The organism is Streptomyces sp. 3N207 (assembly GCF_052246355.1).
In the GTDB taxonomy this organism is placed as follows: domain Bacteria; phylum Actinomycetota; class Actinomycetes; order Streptomycetales; family Streptomycetaceae; genus Streptomyces.
The window spans coordinates 18,817-38,750 of sequence record NZ_JBQQBV010000009.1 but is presented as its reverse complement, the minus strand read 5'-3'; the positions used below and the strand labels follow the sequence as shown (position 1 = coordinate 38,750).

At 72.2% G+C, this 19,934-nt stretch carries 19 protein-coding genes; 8 read left to right on the top strand and 11 right to left on the bottom strand.

Annotation, left to right across the window (positions count from 1 at the left end):
- Positions 1-109: 109 nt before the first annotated feature.
- The 4 genes from ACTWP9_RS15805 to ACTWP9_RS15790 all read left to right on the top strand — a co-directional run bounded on the left by ACTWP9_RS15805 (position 110) and on the right by ACTWP9_RS15790 (position 5,362).
- The gene (locus tag ACTWP9_RS15805; RefSeq protein WP_443246780.1) at positions 110-1,693 is read left to right on the top strand and encodes an alkaline phosphatase D family protein; all 1,584 of its coding nucleotides are present in this window, start codon (positions 110-112) and stop codon (positions 1,691-1,693) included.
- A 17-nt stretch (positions 1,694-1,710) separates the two neighbouring features.
- Positions 1,711-2,244, top strand: coding sequence for a DUF1990 family protein (locus ACTWP9_RS15800; RefSeq protein ID WP_443246779.1), 534 nt, complete (start codon positions 1,711-1,713; stop codon positions 2,242-2,244).
- A gap of 108 nt (positions 2,245-2,352) precedes the next feature.
- Positions 2,353-3,564: a GNAT family N-acetyltransferase gene (locus ACTWP9_RS15795; protein ID WP_443246778.1), complete on the top strand. Its 1,212-nt coding sequence runs from the start codon at positions 2,353-2,355 to the stop codon at positions 3,562-3,564.
- An 85-nt stretch (positions 3,565-3,649) separates the two neighbouring features.
- The gene (locus ACTWP9_RS15790; RefSeq protein WP_443246777.1) at positions 3,650-5,362 is read left to right on the top strand and encodes a DUF885 domain-containing protein; all 1,713 of its coding nucleotides are present in this window, start codon (positions 3,650-3,652) and stop codon (positions 5,360-5,362) included.
- An 87-nt stretch (positions 5,363-5,449) separates the two neighbouring features.
- Here the strand turns inward: ACTWP9_RS15790 and ACTWP9_RS15785 are convergent, their stop codons facing one another.
- The 3 genes from ACTWP9_RS15785 to ACTWP9_RS15775 form a co-directional block, all read right to left on the bottom strand.
- Positions 5,450-8,680, bottom strand: a complete 3,231-nt coding sequence (locus tag ACTWP9_RS15785; protein ID WP_443246776.1) for an AAA family ATPase — start codon at positions 8,678-8,680, stop codon at positions 5,450-5,452.
- The gene (locus ACTWP9_RS15780) at positions 8,677-9,960 is read right to left on the bottom strand and encodes an exonuclease SbcCD subunit D (protein WP_443246775.1); all 1,284 of its coding nucleotides are present in this window, start codon (positions 9,958-9,960) and stop codon (positions 8,677-8,679) included. The genes ACTWP9_RS15785 and ACTWP9_RS15780 overlap by 4 nt, the downstream gene beginning before the upstream one ends.
- Positions 9,961-10,088: 128 nt before the next feature.
- Complete coding sequence (locus tag ACTWP9_RS15775; protein WP_443246774.1) at positions 10,089-10,739, bottom strand: YigZ family protein; 651 nt, start codon at positions 10,737-10,739, stop codon at positions 10,089-10,091.
- A gap of 88 nt (positions 10,740-10,827) precedes the next feature.
- Between ACTWP9_RS15775 and ACTWP9_RS15770 the strand changes: the two genes are divergently transcribed.
- The gene (locus ACTWP9_RS15770; RefSeq protein WP_443246773.1) at positions 10,828-11,235 is read left to right on the top strand and encodes a CoA-binding protein; all 408 of its coding nucleotides are present in this window, start codon (positions 10,828-10,830) and stop codon (positions 11,233-11,235) included.
- Positions 11,236-11,325: 90 nt separating this feature from the next.
- Positions 11,326-11,829 carry a GNAT family N-acetyltransferase gene (locus ACTWP9_RS15765; protein WP_443246772.1) on the top strand — a complete coding sequence of 168 codons (504 nt, stop codon included), beginning with the start codon at positions 11,326-11,328 and terminating at the stop codon, positions 11,827-11,829.
- Positions 11,830-11,837: 8 nt separating this feature from the next.
- Here ACTWP9_RS15765 and ACTWP9_RS15760 read toward each other — a convergent pair whose 3' ends face one another.
- Positions 11,838-12,398 (bottom strand): YbaK/EbsC family protein, encoded by a 561-nt coding sequence (locus ACTWP9_RS15760; RefSeq protein WP_443246771.1) that lies wholly within the window; start codon positions 12,396-12,398, stop codon positions 11,838-11,840.
- Between the two features lie 32 nt (positions 12,399-12,430).
- Complete coding sequence (locus ACTWP9_RS15755) at positions 12,431-13,018, bottom strand: helix-turn-helix domain-containing protein (RefSeq protein WP_443246770.1); 588 nt, start codon at positions 13,016-13,018, stop codon at positions 12,431-12,433.
- An 89-nt stretch (positions 13,019-13,107) separates the two neighbouring features.
- Here ACTWP9_RS15755 and ACTWP9_RS15750 point away from each other — a divergent pair, with 89 nt between their 5' ends.
- Positions 13,108-13,980, top strand: coding sequence for an EamA family transporter (locus tag ACTWP9_RS15750; RefSeq protein WP_443246769.1), 873 nt, complete (start codon positions 13,108-13,110; stop codon positions 13,978-13,980).
- 12 nt (positions 13,981-13,992) lie between these two features.
- Here the strand turns inward: ACTWP9_RS15750 and ACTWP9_RS15745 are convergent, their stop codons facing one another.
- The 4 genes from ACTWP9_RS15745 to ACTWP9_RS15730 form a co-directional block, all read right to left on the bottom strand.
- Positions 13,993-14,817: an acyltransferase gene (locus ACTWP9_RS15745; RefSeq protein ID WP_443246768.1), complete on the bottom strand. Its 825-nt coding sequence runs from the start codon at positions 14,815-14,817 to the stop codon at positions 13,993-13,995.
- A gap of 73 nt (positions 14,818-14,890) precedes the next feature.
- Positions 14,891-15,439, bottom strand: a complete 549-nt coding sequence (locus tag ACTWP9_RS15740) for a gamma carbonic anhydrase family protein (RefSeq protein WP_443246767.1) — start codon at positions 15,437-15,439, stop codon at positions 14,891-14,893.
- Between the two features lie 136 nt (positions 15,440-15,575).
- Positions 15,576-16,250, bottom strand: coding sequence for a DedA family protein (locus ACTWP9_RS15735; protein ID WP_443246766.1), 675 nt, complete (start codon positions 16,248-16,250; stop codon positions 15,576-15,578).
- Between the two features lie 133 nt (positions 16,251-16,383).
- Entirely contained in the window at positions 16,384-16,839 is a 456-nt protein-coding gene (locus tag ACTWP9_RS15730) for a DUF4442 domain-containing protein (RefSeq protein WP_443246765.1), read from the bottom strand.
- A 137-nt stretch (positions 16,840-16,976) separates the two neighbouring features.
- Between ACTWP9_RS15730 and ACTWP9_RS15725 the strand changes: the two genes are divergently transcribed.
- Positions 16,977-18,068: a hypothetical protein gene (locus ACTWP9_RS15725; RefSeq protein ID WP_443246764.1), complete on the top strand. Its 1,092-nt coding sequence runs from the start codon at positions 16,977-16,979 to the stop codon at positions 18,066-18,068.
- A 40-nt stretch (positions 18,069-18,108) separates the two neighbouring features.
- Here the strand turns inward: ACTWP9_RS15725 and ACTWP9_RS15720 are convergent, their stop codons facing one another.
- A complete protein-coding gene (locus tag ACTWP9_RS15720; protein ID WP_443246763.1) occupies positions 18,109-18,969 on the bottom strand; it encodes a spermidine synthase in 861 nt (286 codons plus the stop codon).
- Positions 18,970-18,997: 28 nt separating this feature from the next.
- The gene (locus tag ACTWP9_RS15715; RefSeq protein ID WP_443246762.1) at positions 18,998-19,624 is read right to left on the bottom strand and encodes a GTP-binding protein; all 627 of its coding nucleotides are present in this window, start codon (positions 19,622-19,624) and stop codon (positions 18,998-19,000) included.
- Positions 19,625-19,934 lie beyond the last annotated feature (310 nt).

Sequence of the window (19,934 nt, the reverse complement as noted above, 5' to 3'; positions counted from 1 at the left end):
TGTGGCTTCGTGTGTACGGCACACGGACGGGATACAGGTAACACAGGCAACAGCTGACGCCTGCGTACCGCAGACTCTTCGACACCGCATGTTTCAAGGAGGCCCGCACATGGCACAAGGCGATCCGGCGACCGGTAGATCCCCCGCGCGGCGGGCAGTGCTGCGCGGCACGGTCGGCGCGAGCGCGGCGCTGTCGTTGCCGCTGCTCAGCGCCGCTGCGCCGGCCCAGGTACGGCGCGGCCGCCCGGCAGCCGAGTGGGGCGTACAGGCCGGGGACGTGACGGCGTCCTCCGGGCTGGTGTGGGTACGTGCGGACCGCCCGGCGCGGATGGTGGTGGAGACGGCGGCCACCGAGACGTTCCGTAACCCGAAACGGTGGTACGGCCCGGTCGTGGGCCCGGAGACCGACTTCACGGGGCGTACGGCGCTGCACGGGCTGCCGCCCGGCGAGCAGATCCACTACCGGGTGCTCCTGAGCGACCCCGACGACCCGCGGCGCTCCGGCCGGCCGGTGCAGGGGACGTTCCGTACGGCGCCGGCGCGCAGGCGCGATGTGCGCTTCCTGTGGTCCGGTGACCTGGCGGGCCAGGGCTGGGGCATCAACCCGGACCGGGGCGGCTACCCGATCTTCGATCAGATGCGGAAGCTGAACCCGGACTTCTTCCTCAACAGCGGCGACACCATCTACGCCGACGCGCCCATCCAGGAGCGGGTGGAGCTGCCGGACGGCGGAGTGTGGCGGAACGTCACCACCGAGGAGAAGTCCAAGGTGGCCGAGACGCTGGCGGAGTTCCGCGGCAACTTCCGCTACAACCTGCTGGCCGAGAACCTGCGCCGGTTCAACGCGCAGGTGCCCTCGATCGTGCAGTGGGACGACCACGAGGTGCTCAACAACTGGTACCCGGGCGAGATCCTGGACGACGACAGGTACACCGAGAAGAACGTCTCCACCCTCGCGGCCCGCTCGCTGCGCGCCTTCAGCGAGTACTTCCCCGTCAGCACGCTGCCGCCCAAGGACGAGGACGGGCGCGTCTACCGCGTACTGCGGCACGGCCCGCTGCTGGACGTCTTCGTACTGGACATGCGCGCCTACCGGAACGCCAACTCGCCGGGCCGCCAGCCGGACGACACCCAGGGCATCCTGGGCGAGCGGCAGCTGAAGTGGCTCAAGCGTGAGCTGTCGCGCTCCCGCGCGGTGTGGAAGGTGATCGCCTCGGACATGCCGCTGGGGCTGGTCGTACCGGACGGCAAGACCGACTTCGAGGCGGTCGCGCAGGGCGACCCGGGCGCCCCGCTCGGTCGGGAGTTGCAGATCGCGGAGCTGCTGCGGCACATCAAGCAGCACCGGATCACCGGCACCGTGTGGTTCACCACGGACGTGCACCACACCTGTGCTCAGCGGTACGACCCCGACCGTGCGGCGTTCAAGGACTTCGCGCCGTTCTGGGAGTTCGTCTCCGGGCCGCTGAACGCGGGCGGGTTCGGTGCGCTGAAGCTGGACGGCACCTTCGGGCCCGACCAGAAGTTCATCAAGGCCCCGACCCGCCCCAACACGCCGCCCAGCGAGGGCGGACAGTATTTCGGCCAGGTGGACATCGACGGCTCGACCGGCGAGATGACGGTGCGGCTGCGCGAGGAGAGCGGTGCGGTGCTTTTCACCAAGGTGCTCGAACCAGGCCGGGTGGGTCAGTAACGCGGGCAGGGCCGGCCGTGACCGCACAGCAGCCCGCGTTCAGCTACACACCCGTCGGCCGTACCGCACACCGGGTGACACCGCCCGGTTTCCATCCGCTGTGCGTACGCACCCGGCTGGGCGCCGGTGAGGCCGCCTTCACGGCGGCCTCGCTGGCCCTGCTGGAGTGGCGCATGCACCGTGCCATGGGCGTACGGGTGGAGACGGACGCCGAACGGGCGGCACCCGGTGTGCGGGTGACGGTCGGACTGGGTGTGGGGCGGCTGCGGGTGTACGGGCCGTGCCGGGTGGTGTGGACCGTCGTGGAGGAGCGCCGCGCCGGATGGGCGTACGGGACGCTGCCGGGGCATCCGGAGCGCGGCGAGGAGGCGTTCCTGGTCGAGCACGCCGAGGACGACCGGGTCTGGCTGACCGTGTGGGCCTACAGCAGGCCGGCGGTGTGGTGGACCCGCGCGGCGGGTCCCGTGGTGCGGGTGCTGCAACGGCTGTACGCACACCGGTGCGGGCAGGTGCTGCGGCGGCTGACCCGGGAGTGGCCTGCTACAGGATGAACGCTCAACAGTCAGCCAAAAAGGGGCGTTTGACCGCCAGGCGCTCATTTTACGCACCTGTCATGCTTCGTTCGTGGTCAGGCAATGACCGTCCAGCAGGGTGGCCGTATGGCTGATGACTCTGCCGAGAAGAAGACGGGCACCGCGACCGGCGCGACGACCGGCCCCTGGCACCGTGCGACGCTGGCCGCACGGAACGGCTGGCGGGCCTGGCGCGCCCGGGAACAGTACGGCGAACGTTCCGGCAAGAGCACCCGCGCCGACGGCCCGGGCCCCGACGACGCCACCGCGCTGTGGCGGGTGCGGACGACCGTACGCGAGGAACCGGGCTCCCTCGCCCGGGTGTGCAGTGCACTGGCTGCCGGCCGGGTCGACATCCTCACGCTCCAGACGCACCCGCTCGGCGACCGCACGGTGGACGAGTTCCTGCTGCGCACCCCCGCGGCACTGGAGCCGCACGAGCTGGCCCGGCTGCTGTCCGAGGCGGGCGGCAGCGAGACCTGGACCGAGCGGGCCGACGCCCACGATCTGGTCGACACCCCCACCCGCATCCTCGGCCTGGCCACCCGGGCAGCCCTGGACACCGCCGAACTCCCGCTGGCCCTCCGGACCTTGCTGGGCCGCTGCACGATCCGTTCGGTCCCCGGCGACACCCCCGCAGAGGGCACACTGGAGGGTACGCTGCTGCGCCTGCCCGACCCTGCCGGAGGAGAGATCGTCGTGGAACGGCACCATGTGCCCTTCACCCCCACCGAGTTCGCGCGGGCGCACGCCCTGGTGGAGCTGGACGCGCGGCTGGGGCGGCGTACCCCGCGCGAGCAGCACGCACTGACCCTGCCCGAGGGCCGGGCTGTCACCATCCGCCGCGCAGATGAGGGCGATCTGGAAGCGGCGCTGGCCATGCACGCCCGCTGCTCGAAGCAGACGCTCAGCCGGCGCTACCACGGCCCCGTCAAGGACGCCGACCGCTATCTGCGGCATCTGCTCTCCCCCCGCCTCGGCCGCACCCTCGCCGTGGAGTCACCCGCGGGCGAGTTGGTGGCGCTCGGGCATCTGCTGTGGGACGGCGACGAGACGGAGGCGGCGCTGCTGGTCGAGGACGCCTGGCAGCGCCGGGGCATCGGCTCGGCACTGCTGCGACGGCTGATCGGAATGGCACGCGAGACGCGCTGCGAGAGCGTCTACGCGGTCACCCAGTCGTCCAACACGGGCATGGTCGCGGCGATGCGCGGACTCGGGCTGCCGCTCGACTACCAGGTCGAGGAGGGCACCCTGGTGGTGACCGCCGCGCTGGCGTCCGCTGCGGTGGCACCGCGCTGAGCACCGCGCCTGCACCGGGCTCCGGTGCCCCGGCTGCGCCGTCCCGGTGCTGACGGCGAGGGCACCGGCGTACGAGGATGGGCCCATGTCCGATGCGATCAACACAGCGACCCCCGGCCCCCTGCCGCGCCAGGTGGCCGACACCTACGTCGACGCGCTCGTCGAACTCGACCCGATCTCCGGCACCTACCTCGGGGTGCCCGAGAGCCACAGCAAGCTGCCCGACTTCTCGCCCGCGGGCCAGGAGGCGATGGCCGTACTGTGCCGCACCACCCTGGAGGAGCTGGCAGCGGCTCAGGCGCGGCCCGGCGGCGACAGTGACGAGGAGCGGCGCTGCGCACGGCTGCTGCACGAGCGGCTGACCGCCCAGCTGGCCGTCCACGAGGCGGGCGAGGGGCTGCGCGCCGTCAGCAACATCCACTCGCCGCTCCATTCGGTGCGCGGCATCTTCACCGTGATGCCGTCCGAGACGGAGGAGGACTGGAAGGCGGTCGCCGCCCGGATGCGCGCGATGCCGGTCACGCTCGACGGGTACCGTGCCTCCCTCGCCGAGGGGCTCTCGCGCGACCTGTACGCCGGGCCGCGCCAAGTCTCGACAGTGCTGGGACAGCTGGCGCAGTGGCTGGGTGAGAAGGACTTGGAGGACGACCGGGGCTGGTTCGCACAGTTCGCCGGCGGCTGCCCCGACTCCCTCCGCTCCGAACTCGGCGAAGCCGCCGCCGAGGCCACCCGCGCCATCTCCGAACTGCGCGACTGGCTGCGGGACGTGTACGCACCGGGCATCGCGGGCGCCCCCGAGACGGTGGGCCGCGAGCGGTATGCGCTCTGGTCGCGCTACTGGAACGGCGCCGACCTCGACCTGGAGGCGGCGTACCGCTACGGCTGGGAGGAGTTCCACCGGCTGCTCGCCGAGATGCGCGCCGAGGCCGGGAAGATCCTCCCCCGCGCGAAGACCCCCTGGGAGGCGCTGCGCTACCTGGACACGCACGGCGAGGCCATCGAGGGCGTCGAGACGGTACGCGTGTGGCTCCAGGGGCTGATGGACGAGGCCATCACCGCGCTGGACGGCACCCACTTCGAGCTGGCGGAGCCGGTACGCCGGGTGGAGGCCAGGATCGCCCCGCCCGGCAGCGCCGCCGCGCCGTACTACACCCAGCCCTCGCTGGACTTCTCCCGGCCGGGCCGCACCTGGCTGCCCACCATGGGAGAGACCCGGTTCCCGGTCTACGACCTGGTCACCACCTGGTACCACGAGGGCGTGCCGGGACATCATCTGCAGCTCGCGCAGTGGACGTACGTCGCCGACAGGCTCTCCCGCTACCAGACGACCATCGGCATGATCAGCGCCAACGCCGAGGGCTGGGCGCTGTATGCAGAGCGGCTCATGGACGAGCTGGGCTTCCTGACCACGGCCGAGCGGCGGCTGGGCTATCTGGACGCGCAGATGATGCGCTCCACCCGGGTGATCATCGATATCGGCATGCACCTGGAGCTGGAGATCCCCGCCGACTCCCCCTTCCATCCGGGCGAGCGGTGGACCCCGGAGCTCGCGCAGGAGTTCTTCGGCATGCACAGCGGGCGCCCCGCGGATTTCGTGGAGAGCGAGCTGGTGCGTTATCTGGGCATGCCGGGCCAGGCCATCGGCTACAAGCTGGGCGAGCGCGCCTGGCTGGAGGGCCGCGATGCGGCGCAGCGCGAGCGCGGCGCCGCCTTCGATGCCAAGTCTTGGCACATGGCAGCCCTCTCGCTCGGCTCCCTGGGGCTGGATGACCTGGTGGCGGAGCTCTCGGTGCTCTGAGCAACCCTTTTCCGCCGTACTACCGGCGGTGCCGAACGCGCCCCCCGCCTGGGGTGGGTTCGGCACCGCCGGACCGGCACGCCATGCCTAGCCATCCGCGGGGGCCGCGTGGTGCCGCAATGCGGAGCCCGAACGCGACTTGACGACCTCCAATTGAGCCGGCACCCGCTGGCGCAGGTCGGCCACATGGCTGACGATGCCCACGCAGCGATCCCTCTCGCGCAGGGAATCCAGCACGTCCAGCACCTCGTCCAGCGTCTGCTCGTCCAGGCTGCCGAACCCCTCGTCGATGAAGAGGGTCTCCAAGCGGGTGCCGCCGGCCTCCTCGGTGACCACGTCGGCGAGGCCGAGGGCGAGGGCGAGGGAGGCGAAGAAGGTCTCGCCGCCGGAGAGCGTGGCGGTGTCCCGCTCGGCGCCCGTCCAGGCGTCCACCACATGCAGTCCCAGCCCGGATCTGCCGCGCCCGGAGGCCCGTTCGTCGGAGTGCACCAGTGTGTAGCGCCCGTCGGACATCCGGGCGAGCCGCGCCGAGGCGGCCCCGGCGACCTGTTCGAGCCGGGCGGCCAGCACATACGACTCCAGTCGCATACGGCGCTCGTTCTCCGCGGAGGTGCCTGCCGCGAGCCCGGCCAGCCGGGCGATGCGGTCGTAGGCCGTACGCAGCGGCGCCAGCCGACGGGCACGGTCGGCGGCGCGCCCGGCCAGCTCCTCCAGCGCCGCCACCCGGCCGCGCGCCGCGTGGTGCTCGGCGTCGGCGGCACGCAGCCGCTCCTCGGCGGACTCGGCGACGGCCTGGGCCGCCTCCGGCCGTGCCGCCGGTCTGGCAGCCGCCGCGGCGAGCACCGGGTCGGCCAACTCCTCGCGTACGGCAGCCTCTTCGGTCTGCCATCGCTCCAGCCGCGCGCGCAGCTCGCGCTGCTCGGACTCGGGCAGCACGGCCTGTCCGGCGTCGGCGGCGTCGGCGAAACCGGCCCGGCGCGCGGCGTCCGCCAGCTGCGCGGCTGAGTCCGTGAGCCGTTCGGCAGTGCGGACTGCCGTACGCGCCGCCTCCGCAGCCTGGGACAGCAGCCCTACGCGGCGCTCCAGTTCGGCGAAGCGCGCTGCGACGCTGGGAGCCTCGCCGCGGGCTTTCGTCAGCCGCTCGGTGAGGGCCGCCAGCTCCCGCTGGAGCGCGTCCCGGGTCGAAGTGCGGGCTGCGGCACGGCGCTCGGCGTCCTGGCGCGCGGTCTGCCTCTCGGCGTGTTCCCGCTCGGCGGCGGCCAGCACCTCGCGGGCCTCATGGGTGCCGGACGCCTGTGCGTGGGCCTGCACATGCTCGTGTTCCAGCGCAATGACGGCGGCGGCCAGCGCCTCGGCGCTCGCGTCCCCGGCCGCTCCTGGCCGGACGTCTTCCCCGGCTGCTTCATCCGTTTCTGGCCGGATGTCTTCCCCCGCCGCTTCCGACTGCGCGGCACTGTGGCTCTCGCGCAGCGCGGCGAGTCGCTGCTCGGCCGACTGGCGGCGCTCCGCAGCCCGTTGCGAGGCGGCGAGCGCCTCGTCCTCGGCCGCGCGGTCGACGTGGTCCGGCTCCTCGCGCGCCGGATCGGGGTGTGCCGTGGAGCCGCAGACGGCGCACGGCTCGCCCGCTGTCAGGTTCGCGGCGAGCTCGGCCGCGATGCCGCGCAGCCGCCGCTCCCGCAGGGCGAGCCACTGCTCCTTTGCCTGGGCGGCCTCTTCCCTGGCGCTCCGGAGGTCTTCGGCACCGGTCTCGATCTCGACGGCGAGCTCGTCGCGGCGGCGGGCGGCCTGCAGGCGGGCGCGGGCCGGGTGCAGTCGGCCCGCGAGGCGTTCGGCGCGGGTGGCGGCCTCCAGCGCCTCGTCCACCCGGCGCTGCAGGGCGTGCCGCTGCTCCTCCCAGCCCGCCAGCCACTCCCCCGCCTCGCGGAGCAGTTCCTCGTCGGCCCGGGACTCGGCGTCCAAGCGGCGCAGTTCGGCCTCGATCCCGGCTGCCCGCGGTTCCTCCTCGCGGGTGGCCCGTAGTGCGCCCAGCTCCTGGCGCAGCTCCCGCTCCAGGGCCGACAGCCGCTCGTCCCCGGCGTCGGCCAGGGTCTGCGGGAGGTGGGCGCGGGCGTTCCGTTCGGCGGTGCGGGCCTGAGCGTGTTCATCGCGTGCAGCGTGGTGCAGCCGGAGTGCGGGTGCCACGGCCTCGGCAGCCTGTGCCCGCTCCAGCCTGCGCCGCAGCGCGTCCCGCTCCTGGCTCCTGGCCGTCAGCTCCTCGGCGCGCTGCCGGGCGCGGGCGAACCGCTGCTGCTCGCGGTCGAGTTCGCGGCTCGCCTCCAACTCCCGTACGGCGATGCCGTACCGCTCGCGCGCCGTCTCGGCGTCGAGAGCGGCGGAGGTGAGGCGCTCGCGGGCGTACGAGCGGGCCTGTGCCGCCCAGGTCAGGACGGCGTCGGTGAGACCCGGGTCGCCCGGGGCGAGCCTCCCCCGCTCGGCGGCCTTGGCCTGCTTGGCCCGGGTACCGGTACGCGCGCCGCCGCGGGTGCGGGCCGGCGCGCCGCCGGTGCTGCCAGATGTGGCGGTGGACGCCGGGCCAGTGCGCTGACCGGGTACGGAGTCCGCTTCGGGCGCGTCCGTCGGGCCCTCGCCCAACTCGGCCGGGTCGCCGACCGCCTGCCGCATCCGGTGGGCGAGGGCCAGCAGTTCCTCGTCGGCCGAGATCACCTCGTGCTGCGCGCTCTTGCGCATCCGCGCCAGCTCTTCCTCCACCGCCGCGAACCTGCCGGTGTCGAACAGGCGCCCCAACAGCTTCGCCCGGTCCTCGGCATTGGAGCGCAGAAACCGTGCGAAGTCGCCTTGCGGCAACAGGACCACTTGGCAGAACTGGTCCTTGCTCATGCCGAGCGCCTGGCTGATCTCCTCACCGATCTCCTGATTGGAGCGGCTGAGGCCGTGCCACTCGGCGGTCGCCGGGTCCCAGGCGCGCAGTTCGCAGCGGGCCCGTTCACGGGTGAGGCCGGTGCCGCGGGCCTTGGGGCGGAGCTGCTCGGGGGCGCGGCTGATCTCCAGCCGCCGCCCTGCGACGGTCAGGTCCAGGACCACCTGGGTGCGGGTGTGCGGGTCGGCATGGTCGCTGCGCAGGGTGCCGCCCGGCTGCTGGCGGGCGCCGGGCACGCCGCCGTAGAGGGCGAAGCACACAGCGTCCAGCACCGAGGTCTTGCCCGCGCCGGTGGCACCGTGCAGCAGGAAGAGCCCGGCCGAGGAGAGGGTGTCGAAGTCGACGGTGTGGGTGCCGCTGAACGGGCCGAAGGCGGTGAGGGTGAGCCGGTGCAGCCTCAACGTGCCACCTCGCGCCCGCTGTCGACGGCCGGACGCCGACTGCCGCCGTCGGCGGGGCGCACCGTGGGCGCCGTACGGGAGCCGGCAGGCCCTGTACGGGAGGCGGCAGGCGGCTCGCCCGGTTCGGCGGACTCGGCGACCCGCACCGCTTCGAGTGCCTGGCCCAGCATCTCGCGTTCCTCGGGCGCCGCCTGCCGTCCGGGACGTACGTGGCCGACGAAGTCCTCGGCGATCTCCCGGTCGGTGCGGCCCTTCAGCCGTACGGCGTAGGAGCGCCCGTCGTCGGTCTCCTCCCGCTCGGGTGCGAAGACGAGGCTGACGGTGTGCGGGAAGCGCCTCGCCAGCCGGGCCATCGGGTCGTGGGGACGGGCGGCATCGGTGAGGGTGGCCTCCACCCAGGAGTCCTTGTGCTGCTCGTGGTCCGGGTTCGCCAGCAACTCGTCGAGCGTGCCGCGCAGCCGGGCGAGGGGGCGCGGTACGGGGCAGTGCAGCCGCTCGGCGGCGAGTTCACCGCCGGGGCCGAGGTCGACCAGCCACATGGACTTGGGGTGGCCCGCCTCGGAGAAGGAGTAGGCGATCGGGGTGCCGGAGTAGCGCACCCTTTCGGTGATGGACTGACAGTTGTGCAGATGGCCGAGCGCGGCGTAATCGACGCCGTCGAAGACCGAAGCGGGCACGGAAGCGACCCCGCCGACGGTGATGTCCCGCTCGCTGTCGGAGACTTCGGCCCCGGTGACGAAGGCGTGCGCCAGGACGACGGAGCGGGTCCCGGCGGGCCTGGTGGCGAGATCTGCGCGGACCTTGTCCATCGCGGCGCGGAGCACAGCGGTGTGCCCGGAGCGCCGGACGCCGAGGGTCTTCCGTACCAGCGAGGGCTCCAGATAAGGCAGTCCGTAGACGGCGACCTGGCCTCCCCCGGAAGCGTCGTCGAGCAGCACGGGCGTGCCGCACTCGTGCGGAGCGGTGCGCAGGTGGACGCCCGCGCGGCCCATCAACTTGGAGCCGACGCCCAGGCGGCGGGCCGAGTCGTGGTTGCCGGAGATCATCACGGTGGACACGGAGAGCTCGGCCAGCCGGTGCAGCGCGTGGTCGAACATCTCGACCGCGGCGAGCGGGGGAACCGCGCGGTCGTAGATGTCGCCGGAGACGAGCACGGCGTCCACCGCGCGCTCCTGGACGGTGGCGACCAGATGGTCGAGGAAGGCGCGCTGGGCATCGAGAAGGCTCACGCGGTGGAAGCTCCGGCCCAGATGCCAGTCCGAGGTGTGCAGCAGACGCATGGTCAACGACCTTAAGGCCCACCACTGACAGCGCGTACCGCACCCCGGACCGAGCGCGATGTGCGGCTCCGTACGGCACCGCACCACACCGTGCCGGACCCCTTGGCCGCGCGGCCCGTCCCGTTCGCTCAGACGGTGCCGAACGCCTCGCCGCCCACCTCGACCCGCGCGGTGCCCGCGGTCGCGTCGGCGAGCCAGCCGCGGAAGTCGGCCAGATCGGCGTCGGGCAGCCCGAGCTCGATGGTGACCTCGGCGCCGTAGTGCACCTCGCGCACCTCGCGGCCTGTGGCGCGCAGATCGTTCTCCAGGCGTCCGGCACGCTCATGGCCGACCGTGACCGTCACCAGCCGGAAGCGCCGCCGGGTGACCGTCCCGACGGCGTCCAGGGCCTCGCCCACCGCTCCGCCGTACGCGCGGATCAGGCCGCCCGCGCCCAGCTTGACGCCGCCGAAGTAGCGGGTGACGACTGCGACCGCGTAGCGGACCTCGCGGCGCAGCAGCATCTGGAGCATCGGCACGCCCGCGGTACCGCCCGGTTCCCCGTCGTCGTTCGCCTTCTGGATGCTCGCGTCGGCACCGATGACGTACGCCGAGCAGTTGTGGTTGGCGCCGGGGTGCTGCTTGCGGACCCGCGCGATGAACTCCTGCGCCTCGGCCTCGGTGGCGGCGGGGGCGAGGGCGCACAGGAAGCGGGAGCGGTTGACCTCGGTCTCGTGCACGCCCTCCGCCGCGACGGTGATGTACTCCGCGGGCCCCTCGGGCTGCTGCTCCTGCTGCATCCCGCCAGCCTATGGCCAGGGCCACGGGAATCGGCGCGGGGTGCGAGCCGTTGTCCCAGGAAAGGGCTGCTATGGAGGAGAGACACCGATGGACGGCGATTCCCGGACGGTACGGGAGATCCTCACCGAGCTGGGTGACACCTGGGCGGTGGTGGGCCTCTCGCAGAACACTTCCCGGCCCGCGTACGGGGTGGCCCAGGTGCTCCAGCGCTACGGCAAGCGGATCGTGCCCGTCCACCCGAAGGCGGAGACGGTGCACGGCGAGCGCGGCTACGCGAGCCTCGCGGACATCCCCTTCTCCGTGGACGTGGTGGACGTCTTCGTCAACTCGGCCCTTGCGGGGCCGGTCGCCGACGAGGCAGTGGCGATCGGCGCCCAGGCCGTCTGGTTCCAGCTCGGGGTCGTGGACGAGGCAGCGAATGAGCGCACCCGCGCGGCCGGCCTCCGCATGGTGATGGACCGCTGCCCCGCAATCGAAATCCCCCGCCTGGGCTGAGCCCGCGGGGGCCTGGGGGCGAGCCCCCAGGACCATGTCCGGCGGAAAACTCGATCACCGCGATAAAAGCCTCCGGGTAATCTCCGCCGCATGATCGACATACGTAAAGCGACCCCGGACGACGCCGAGGAGATCGTACGGCTGCGCAGGCTCATGTTCGCCGCGATGAGCGGGCGGGACGAGCCGGGGCCGTGGGAGAAGGAAGCCGTCCGGGTCGCGCGTCGGCAGCTCGCGCAGCAGAACTCGCCGCTGCTGGCGTTCGTGGTGGACGGCGCGGGGGCGTCGGCCCACCTCGCGGCGTGCGCGGTGGGCCGGATCGAGGAGCGGCTGCCCGCACCGGTGAGCCCGCGGGGGCTGTTCGGCTTCGTCTTCAACATATGCACCGACGAGCGGTACCGCGGTCGCGGCTACGCGCGGGCGACGACCGCCGCGCTGCTGGAGGAGTTCGCCCGCAGCGGCGTCACGCGCGTGGATCTGCATGCGACGCCGGAGGCGGAGGCGATGTACCGGTCCATGGGCTTCGCCGAGCACTCGATTCCGCTGTCGCTCGATGTGAGCACGCTGGACGCGGCCACCCGGCAGCCGCAGGGCTGAGTGCGGAGCTAGCCGCGCTGCCCCAGCCCCTCCACGATCTCGGCGCCGGGCAGCGCGGCCAGCGCCTTGCCGGGGACGATCAGCTTGCCCCTGCGGCTGCCGCTGCCGATCAACACCCAGGGCAGTGCGGCGACTTCGGCGTCAAGCAGCAGCGGCCAGTCGGCGGGCAGCCCGATGGGGGTGATGCCGCCGTACTCCATGCCGGTCTCGCCGACGGCGGTCTCGTGCGGCGCGAAGGACACCTTCCGGGCGCCCAGGGTGCGCCGCACCGCTCCGTTGACATCGACGCGGCAGGAGGAGAGCACCACGCATCCCGCAAGGGTGCGGACCCCGCCCTGTTTGGCGGCGACGACGACACAGTTGGCCGAGGACTCCAGCAGGTCCGCACCGTAGGTCTCGACGAAGGCGGCGGTGTCGGCCTTCTCCGGATCGGTGTCGACGCGGAGCAACTGGTCGGCGGCGACCGGGCCTTCCCAGCCGCGGACGGCGGCGGCGACAGGTGCGGCCAACTGGTCCAGCACCTCGCGGGCCGGCCGGGCGTTGTCGAAGTCTCCGATGGGCGCTCGCATACCGGCACCTTAGCCAACCGCGCGATGCTAGGTCAGCGCGGTTCGGGGACCGAGACGGCCATCGTCATCTCGACGGTTTCCGTGCCGTCGTTGCGGTAGCCGTGCGGTACGTGGGACTCGAAGCAGGCGGAGGTTCCGGCCGGGACGGTGTACTTGTCCCCGTCCACCTCCAGGGTGAGCGTCCCCACGGTGACGTGGACGAGCTCGGTGGTGCCGATGGGGTGCGGGTCGGAGCTGCTGGTGTCGCCCGGCACCAGCTTCCAGCTCCACAGCTCCAGCGGACCGGGCGCCTCCGTGCCCGCGAGCAGGGTGCTGTGGCTGCCCGCCTCGGTGGACCACAGCCGTACGGCCTGCTCCGGCGGGACCAGCCGGACCTGCGGCTCCTGGTCGAAGTCCAGCAGCGAGGTGATGCTGACTCCGAGAGCGTCGCCGATCTTGACGACGGTGCCGACGCTGGGGTTGGTGCGGGCCTGTTCGATCTGGATGAGCATGCCCCGGCTGACGCCTGCCCGCGCCGCCAGCGCGTCCAGGGTGAAGCCGCGCTCGGCCCGCAGATGTTTGAGATTGCGGGCCAGCGCCTGCGTGAGGTTGTCGAGGTCCGTCACGGTGTTCCGCACCATCCAAAATAATAGATGACAGAGTGCACTATGGTGAACTACGGTGTGCTGGACTTAAGCGTTCACCACACTGTACTGCGAGGGATTCCGTCATGACCGCTGTCTTCGCGCTGGCCACCAGTCTCCTATGGGGGCTGGCCGACTTCGGCGGCGGGCTGCTCAGCAAACGGCTGCGCGAGCTGACCGTGGTGGTCGTCTCGCAGGGCGCGGCCTGCCTGGTGCTCGGCGCCATCGTGCTCGGCACGGGCGCCTGGAGCGAGCTGGACGCCCGCCTGCTGTGGTGCGCGGTCGCGGCCGGGGCCATCGGACCGGTGTCGATGCTGTGCTTCTACCGGGCGCTGGCCATCGGCCCGATGGGCGTGGTCTCCCCCGTCGCAACCCTCGGCAGCGTGGCCGTTCCGGTGGCCGTCGGCATGGTGCTGCACGGCGAACGGCCCGGCATGGTGCAGGCGGTGGGCACCCTGGTCGCCGTCACCGGCGTGGTGCTGGCCGGTGGCGTGGGCGGTGGCGGGGCGCCCGTACAGCAGCGCACGATCCTGCTCACCGTCGTCGCCGCCTTCGGCTTCGGTGCGACGATGAGCCTGGTCGCCGAGGCGTCCTCGACCGTCACGGGGCTCTTCCTCACGCTCTTCGTGCAGCGGGTGGTCAACGTCCTGGTGGGCGGCGGCGCGCTCTACGCCTCGGTACGGCGGGGTACCCCCGCGCTTCCCGAGGAGGGGATGCGGGCGGTGTGGACGGCACTGCCCGCACTGGCCTTCGTCGGACTGGCCGACGTCGCCGCCAACGGCACGTACGCCGTCGCCGCGCAGCACGGCCCGGTCACGGTCGCCGCCGTGCTCGCCTCGCTCTACCCCGTCGTCACCGCGCTGGCCGCCCGGGGCGTGCTCCAGGAGCGGCTGCGGGCCATGCAGACCGCGGGCGCCGGGCTGGCGCTGCTGGGCACGGTGCTGCTCGCCTCGGGCTGACCGCCTCCGGCCTCAGCGGTCGGACGCGGCGTCCTCCGCGCCCTCCACGCCGTCCTCCGCGCCCTGCACGCCCTCCGCGCCCTCCGCGCCCTCCGCGCCCTCCGTGTCGCCGTCCGGCCGGCCGTGCTGGCGGGGCAGTTCGGCGAGGGCAACCAGTTCCTGCGGGGTGACGCCCTCCGGCACGGGCACCGGCGGCGGGGTGCGCAGCGGTGGCTGCCAGCCCTGCTCCGGGTCGAAGCGGCGCACCACCTTGGCGGGGGCGCCCGCGACCACCGCGTGGTCGGGCACCTCACCCCGCACCACGGCACCCGCCGCGACCACCACGTTCCGCCCCAGCTTGGCGCCCGGCAGTACGACGGCTCCCGCGCCGATCCAGCTGCCAGCCCCGATCTCGACCGGCGCGGTACGGGGCCACTGCTTACCGACCGGCCGCGCCGGATCGTCGTAGGAGTGGTTGGTCGAGGTGATGTAGACGTACGGACCGCAGAACACGTCGTCCCCGATGGTGACCTCGGTGTCCGCGATGACATGGCTGCCCCGTCCCAGCACCACGCCGTTCCCCACCCGCAGCACGGTCTCGGGCCCCAGGTCCAGCTCCGGCATCATCCCGGCCGTCAGCGTGACGTCCTGGCCGACGATGCAGTGGTCGCCCAGCTCGATCCACGGCGTTCCGAAGAGTGTCCCCTGCGGAAAGGCGAGCCGGGTCCCGGTGCCGAGTCGGCGGAACGCGTACGGCCCGGGGCGCTCGGCCGTGATGGCTCCCGCGCGCTGGAACCGGCGCCAGATGCCGTGCACGGCGCGGGAGCTGAGGGAGGAGAGCGCGTTCCTGAGGGGCACGCCGTCACGGTAGCGCCCCGGCGCTCGCTCACCCTGGTGAGGTTCCTCACCAGTAACCTGGCGGTTGCCCCGCTCAGGGGTGCGCGGTTCCCTCGCCGACGGACGCCGCACGGTGCTGCTTGGCCAACTCGACGTACGCGAGCGCGTTGAAGCGCACGCCCTCCCGCTCCTCGTCGGTCAGTTCGCGCCGTACCTTGCCCGGCACCCCGGCGACCAGCGAACCGGGCGGCACGACGGTGCCCTGGGTCACCAGGGTCTGTGCCGCGACGAGGGAACCGGCGCCGATGTGCGCGCCGTTGAGGACGGTGGCGCCCATGCCGATCAGCACCTCGTCCTCGACGGTGCAGCCGTGCAGCACCGCGTTGTGGCCCACCGTGACGTGTGCGCCGACGGTGACGGGGAAGCCCGGATCGCCGTGGACGGTGCAGTTGTCCTGCACATTGCTGCCCTCGCCCAGCACGATGGGCCCGGCGTCGGCACGCATCACGGCGCCGTACCACAGGCTGGACCCGGCGGCCAGGGTGACCTCACCGGCGATCACGGAGGTCGGCGCGTTGAACGCCGTGGGATCCAGCCGGGGTTCGTGTCCGCCGACGGTCACGATCAGTCCGCGCTGCACCACTGTGTCCTCCTTGTCCGGGGGCTGCTGAGAGGGTGCCCCTGCCCGACGTCCGCAGCCTGCGGCTGTGTCGGTGCCCAGTCGCGCAGTTCCCCGCGCCCCTTACGGGGTGCCTCCCCCAGCGAAGCTTGGGCAAGCTCTAGTCACAGGCCGGCACCCGTGCGGGTGCGTCCTCCTCTACAGCATCCTCCGCCTCTACAGCATCCTCCGCCGCCGTCTTCGCCGCGCGGCGCTTGACGATCAGCATGGAACCGAGGCCGATCAGCACGGCGACCACCAGTCCGACCCAGGAGAAGCGCTTGAGCCACGCCTCGGCGACGATGCCGACGTAGTAGATGACGGCGGTCGTACCGCCCGCCCACACCACTCCGCCCAGCACGTTGGCCGTCAGAAACCTCCAGTACGGCATCTTCAGCACGCCCGCGAGCGGTCCGGCGAAGATGCGCAGCAGAGCGATGAAACGGCCGAAGAAGACGGCCCACATGCCCCACCGCTGAAAGGAACGCTCGGCGGTGGCCACATGGCTGGGCCCGAAGTGCTTGGGGAACTTCCCGCCCAGCCATTCCAGCATCGGCTTGCCGCCCCTACGGCCGATGGCGTACCCGATCGAGTCGCCCACGACGGCACCGACCGTGGCACATGTGCCCAGGATCACCGGGTCGATGTGTCCCTGCTGCGAGGCCAGCAGTGCGGAGCTGACGAGAACGATCTCCCCGGGCAGCGGAATGCCCAGGCTCTCCAGTCCGATGACCACCCCCACCAGGAGGTACACACTGACGGCCGGGACACTCTCCAGCCACTCCTGGATGTGCAACTGCGGCTTCCTCTCAAGACATCAGGGCACGAGCTGTCATGGCAGCACGAACCCGGAAGCCTACTCGACCGCACACCCGCCGCACCGACAGCCCTGTGCCGCCGGTGCGGCCAGAGCCGGGAAACACACGAGGTCAGTCGTTGGGCCGCAGGGTCCACACGATGGTCATCTCGCTGGTGACGGCGCCGTCCGCACGCCGGAGTGCGACCTTCACCGGAAACTCGGGGCGCTGCCCCTCGTCCAGTTCGGCGACCACGTCGGCCGCCGGGCGGCCGAGCTCGGCGGTGGCGGTGACGACGCCCTTGGCGAGCTTCTTGAAGTCCATCTCGGCGCGCACCGGCAGCGGCACGGCCCGGGAGAGCTGGTCGAAGAACGCGGCCATGGTCACCGCGCCGCTCGCGGACTCGGCGAGCGTGAACATCGCGCCGGCGTGCGGACCGCCGACGTGGTTGTGGTACGCGCTCTGGTCGGGCAGGGAGACGACGACCCGCTCCGGCGAGGTCTCGAGGTACTCGAGGTCGAGGGTGCGGGCCATGGGCACGGAAGCCCTCATCAGCTCGCCGATGTCCGGCTGTGACTGTGTGGTCATGGCCGCACGTTACCATCGAGTAACCCCTGCGCGGGAGGGGCGTTCCTTCCCCCTTCGCCCCCCTTCATGTAGCGGGTAGGTACCGATCGGAGGGGACCCGTAGTCGGTGCGAGGAACGCACCATAAGGTTGTCGGCCATGTGGCCAGGACAGCAGCAGCCCGGGGGCGAGCAGAACCCGCAGCAGCCGAACCCGTATCAGCAGCCCGGCTACGGGCAGCCGAACCCCTACCAACAGCCCGGCTACGGGCAACAGCCTTCAGGCCAGCAGCCCGGCTACGGGCAGCAGCCGCCGGCGGGTCAGCCGTCCGGCTACGGCCAACAAGGCGCACCGTCGTACCCGTACGGCCAGCAGCCGGGCGGTCCCGGCCAGTCGGGGCAGTGGGGGCAGGCAAGCATGCCCGGCGGCCCGCAGTCGCCCATGGGCGGCGGGGGCGGCGACCGGAAGAAGACGGTCATCATCTCGATCGTCGCCGCGGTCGCGGTCATCGCCGCAGCTGTGACAGGCGTCGTCGTCCTCGGGGGCGATGACAAGGGCGGCAAGAAGAACAAGGCCGACAAGTCCGCCTCGCCCTCTGGGAAGACGAAGCCGGAGAAGAGCAAGAAGGACGACCCGGGTGGCGGCGGCGGGGCCTCCAAGGACCCGTCGGAGCCCGTGGTTTCCGGCTGGCAGACCGTCGTCAACCCGAAGTGGTACTCCGCCTTCGACGTGCCGGACAACAAGGACTGGACGCTCGCTGGCGAGGGCACCATCACCGGCTTCGAGAACGACAAGGGCAAGGTCCTGGTCGCCATGTCGTCGCCCGCCTACTTCAAGGACGAGTGGTGCAAGGAGAGCAGCCGCGCCGCTGTCGGCACCAAGGGCGGGCAGGGCTCCAAGACCACCAAGGAGGCCGCGCGGATCGCGGCGGGCAACTTCGCGATAGCCGGCTACGACCAGAAGCAGAAGGGCACCCTCAAGGTCTCCAAGTCCAAGCCGTTCGAGAACAAGCACGGCATCAAGGGGCACACCGCCACCGCGAAGGTCACCGGGGCGCCCACGGACGACAAGTGCGCCACCAGCGCCGGCAAGGTGGTCACGGCGTCCTGGATCAACAGCAACGGTGACCTGGCGATCTGGGTCCTCTACACCGACGCGGGCGTCAAGGACGAGCTCTCGGACGCCACCATCAAGAAGATCATGGGAAGCCTCCGCAACTACGACGGCGGCGGAAACGAGCCCCGCGGCTGACCCCGCACCGCCTCCGCGGTCCAGGCCCAGGACGGCGCCCTCAGCCGATGCTGAAGGCGCCGTCCGGCGGTTCCGGGGACGGCACAGCGTCGCCGTCCTCGACCGCCCGTACGCCGCGCATCAAGCGCCCCAGCGCCGCGCCGTGTTCGACCCGGGCGGGAAACGGATCAGCCGAGCAGCGTCGGGCCAGCTCCGGCAGCGGCTGCTCGTGCCGCGAGGCGATCAGCAGGATGTTGCCGAACCGCCGCCCGCGCAGTACCGCGGGCTCGGCGACCACCGCCAGCTGCGGGAAGACCGCAGCGAACGTGGCCAGTTGGGAGGCGAGAAAGCGGAACGGCGCGGCATCGGCGAGGTTGGCCACATAGGTGCCACCCGGCCGCAGCACCCGCGCCGCCTCCCTCGCGTACGGCAACGTGGTCAGATGCGCGGGGACCTGCGAGCCGCCGTAGACGTCGGCCACCAGTACGTCCGCGCTGCCGGGTGCCGAGGACTCCAGCACGGCCCGCCCGTCCGCCGCCTCCACCGCGATGTGCGCGCCCTCAGGGAGCGGAAGGTGCTCGGCGACGAAGGCGGTCAACTCCGCGTCCGGGTCGGCCACCCGCTGCCGGGAGCCGGGACGGGTCGCGGCGAGATAGCGGGGCAGCGTGAGCGCTCCGCCGCCGAGGTGGAGCACGTCAAGTGGCACCCCCGGCGACGCCGTGACATCCAGCAGGTGGCCGACCCGGCGCGCGTACTCGAACTCCAGGTGCTCGGGCGCATCCAGGTCGACGTACGACTGCGGCGCACCGTCCACGGTCAGCAGCCAGGCGCGCGCCCGGTCGACGTCCGGCAGCAGCTTGGCCGTGCCGCCCGCGACGGCTCGGGTGCGGGGTATCTGCTCCCCGTGTGCTTCGGTGTCCACTGCTCCATTGTGAGGTCCGCAGAGCCGCTCAGAGCACCTCAGGCGAGGGCACGTAGGTGTCGACGGCATCCAGCAGCGCCTCGATCGTGGCCTTCCACCGCGCATCGCCCTCCAGTGCGCGGCGGGCGGAGACCCGGACGGCCGGAAGCGTCTCCCCCGCGAAGCCGTGCGCCGTCATCTGCGCCCGTACATCGATCTCCACCAACTCCGTCAGCTCGTCGTTGCCGGCGTCGGCCATGGTGAGGGCCACGACCAGATGTGCGAGGCCGCTGCGACGCGCGAGCGAGAGGTGGTCGGCGGTACCGGGCCGTACGCCCTCCAGCACGGAGACGACGAGCACCGCACCGTCCAAGCCGCGCAGAAAGCGGGACCCAAGGGGATGTTCCGGACTTCCGGCGGGATCCAGCAGGGTGTAGTGCCGGGTGTCGGTCGCGTACCGGAATCGTCGTCGGAGCCGCTCCGGATCCGCGGGTGAACGGGGGTCCGGATACCCGGGAGAGCGGGGGCCGGCATACGCGGGTGAGCGGGGGCCGGTTGCGCCGGGTGTGCGGGCGGCGGCCAGCGCCGCGGCCAGAGTGGTTTTGCCGTGCCCTTGGTGGCCCAGCGTGCCGATGGTCAGATGCGGGGTGGGGTACGGGTGGGTGTGGCCGGACATGGGTGCCCTCCTGGACCGGTGCGGGACGAGGCGGACCCCAAGAGATGACCGACCCTCCCCCTGTGGGGTCCTCGATCGATCCGGGAAGGGTCAGCGTCGGCGGAGCCGGACGCCGGGAGGGACGGGGCGGACACACACGCCCCGGGTCGGGAAGAGGGCAGCCCGCCGGGCGGCCGCGACCGCGGCCGGAGCACAGAGACGGGACTGCCGGAACACCGACCGATCATCACTCGCCGGCCGCCGGACGTCGAACGGTTTTCGAAGCCGCCCTGCCGAAGTTCCGCACGAGGCTCTCCGTACCAGGTGAACG